Consider the following 2,416-nt stretch of genomic DNA (forward strand, 5'->3'; position numbering starts at 1 on the left):
CGGCGGGCGGCCCGCTCGGCGACCTCGCTGCGGGAGGCTCCGCGCTCGGCGGACGCGTGGCGCAGCAGGCGGTGCTGCACGGCCTGGCGTGAGCGCAGGCCCAGGGGGGCCGCCAGCTCCCCCAGGCTCAGCCCGGTCTCGATCCCGAGCGCCAGCACCCGGTGCTCGAGCCGGTCCAGGCGGCCGGGCAGGACCGGCACCGCGCGCCGGGCGTACTCCAGCAGGACCAGGGCGTCCAGCACGTCGCGCCGGAGCACCTCGGCGGGCACCCGCCGGTGGGCGAGGAGGTAGGCGACCAGCTCCACCGGTTCGTCGCCCAGCTTCTCCCGATCGGGGTCGCCGCACCGGACCCGGCGCTCGATGACCTCCTCGACGCGGCGGGCCGCCTCGGCCTCCGGCACCGGCCGGACCGTTCTCGTGGGCACTGTCAATACTGTATTGACGAAAGCGGGCGGGCGCCACCCCGGGAAGGCCGCCGTACCGGTGCGGTGAAGACCGGCGGGACGCCGTGCGGCGCGCGCCTCACGGGCCGCCCGGGGCGTCGAGCCGGGCGAGCACCTGGGCGGACAGGTCCCGCAGGAGGCCGACCTGGCCGGGGCCGAGGGCGTCGAAGAACAGGTCCCGGACGGCCTGGACGTGGCCGGGAGCGGCGGAGGCGATCGCCTGCCGGCCCGTCCCGGTGAGCGCGATGAAGGCCCCCCGGCCGTCCTCGGCGCACTCGAGGCGCTCGACCAGGCCGCGGCGCTGCATGCGGCTCAGGTGGTGCGAGAGCCGGCTCTGCTCCCATTCGAGGGCGCGCTGCAGTTCGTACGGGCGCAGCCGCCCGTCGGGCACGTCGGCGAGGTGGACCAGCACCTCGTAGTCGGCCAGGGACAGGCCGGAGGCGGCCTGCAGCCTCCGGTTCAGTTCGGCGCTCAGCCGTGCCTGCATGCGCAGGTAGGCCCGCCAGGCGCGCTGCCGGTCGTCGTCGAGCCAGGGAGGGGTGTCCATGCGTCCACACTACCCAATATGCATGACATGTCATCTAATTTATGGAACCAATGATGCGCCATACATGGTGGAGGATATAGATGAGACGTCATGAAATATGGTGTCACATCCGCAAAGGGGAGCCGACCTGTGGATGAAGCGTACAAAAAGCTAAATTGCGTGACGATCAATGATTTATACGATTGAGTCGTCATTTTTTCTTCGGATCGGCAGACCGCGTACCTTCTCCGGGGAAGGACTCCGGTCAGGCTCCGGCCCGGGGTCCGGCCCCAGACCGGCGACGCCTGCCCGGCCGAGGGCCGGGCAGGCGTGGATCTTCATAGGTCTTCACAGGTCTCCGCAGGTCTCCGCGGCCACTCGACCGGGCAGGCGACCGCCTGGCCACCCGACCGGGCGGCCAGGCGGCCGGGTCAGCCGATGCCGGCCGCAGAGCAGGCGTCGGCGTAGGCGCCGGCGCACAGCGCGCCCGGTGTGACGTAGCCGTCCTTGACCACGGTCTCCTTGATGGTCTCCTTGGTGACGGTGACCGGGTCGAGCAGGATGGACGGCACCGCTCCGGCGCCGTTGTCCACCGTGGCGCCGACCTCCGGCTTCTCGCCGCCCAGCAGCGCGAACGCCAGCTCGGCGGTCTTCTCCGCCTGCATCCGCACCGCCTTGTAGACGGTCATGTGCTGCCGTCCGACGAGGATGCGCTGCAGCGCGGCGATCTCGGCGTCCTGCCCGGTGACCGGTACGGCCGGCAGCCCGGCCGCCCGCATCGCCGCGATGGCGCCGCCCGCCGTACCGTCGTTGGCCGCGTAGACGCCGACCAGGTCGCGCCCGCGCAGGGACGGCAGCGTGCGGGCGGTCCAGGCCTTGGCGTTGTCCGGGTTCCACTCGGGGGTGTCGAACTCCGCCGCGATGCGGACCTTGCCGTCGAGCGTCGCGTGCGCGCCCTGCTTGAACAGGGTGGCGTTGTTGTCGGTCGGGGAGCCGTTGATCCACAGGATCTCGCCGCTGCCCGCCTTGTCGCCGAGCGCCGACAGCAGCGACTCCGCCTGCAGCCGGCCGACCTTCGCGTTGTCGAAGGAGACGTAGTAGTCGACGTCGGTGCCGAGCACCAGGCGGTCGTAGGAGATGACCGGTACGTCGCGGTCGTGCGCCTTCTTCACGATCTCCGCGGCCGCGGCGCTGTCGACCGGCGTGAGCACCAGCACCTTGGCGCCCTCTTCCAGGGCCTCCTCGGCCTGGGCCAGCTGCTCGCCGGCGTCCTGCTCGGCGTTGCGGTAGTCGATCTCGCAGCCGGGGCAGAGCTGCTTGAGCCGCTGCGAGAAGTACGGCGCGTCCGCCGCGTCGTAGCGGCTCGCGGCGCGTTCGGGCAGCAGCAGGGCCACCCGTCCGGCGGGTTTCGCCGCGGCGGCGGTCTCGCCGTCGCCGGACCCCGGCA

At 72.0% G+C, this 2,416-nt stretch carries 3 protein-coding genes; all 3 read right to left on the reverse strand.

Annotation, left to right across the window (positions count from 1 at the left end; genetic code table 11):
* Positions 1-425: hypothetical protein (locus ACWJ6R_RS34625; protein ID WP_449066254.1), on the reverse strand; the 425-nt coding region annotated here is incomplete at its 3' end.
* A 97-nt stretch (positions 426-522) separates the two neighbouring features.
* A complete protein-coding gene (locus ACWJ6R_RS34630; RefSeq protein ID WP_449066255.1) occupies positions 523-990 on the reverse strand; it encodes a MarR family winged helix-turn-helix transcriptional regulator in 468 nt (155 codons plus the stop codon).
* A gap of 410 nt (positions 991-1,400) precedes the next feature.
* A partial coding sequence (locus tag ACWJ6R_RS34635) for a sugar ABC transporter substrate-binding protein (RefSeq protein WP_449066256.1) occupies positions 1,401-2,416 on the reverse strand: 1,016 nt, incomplete at its 5' end.

It is taken from the genome of Planomonospora algeriensis, assembly GCF_977012225.1.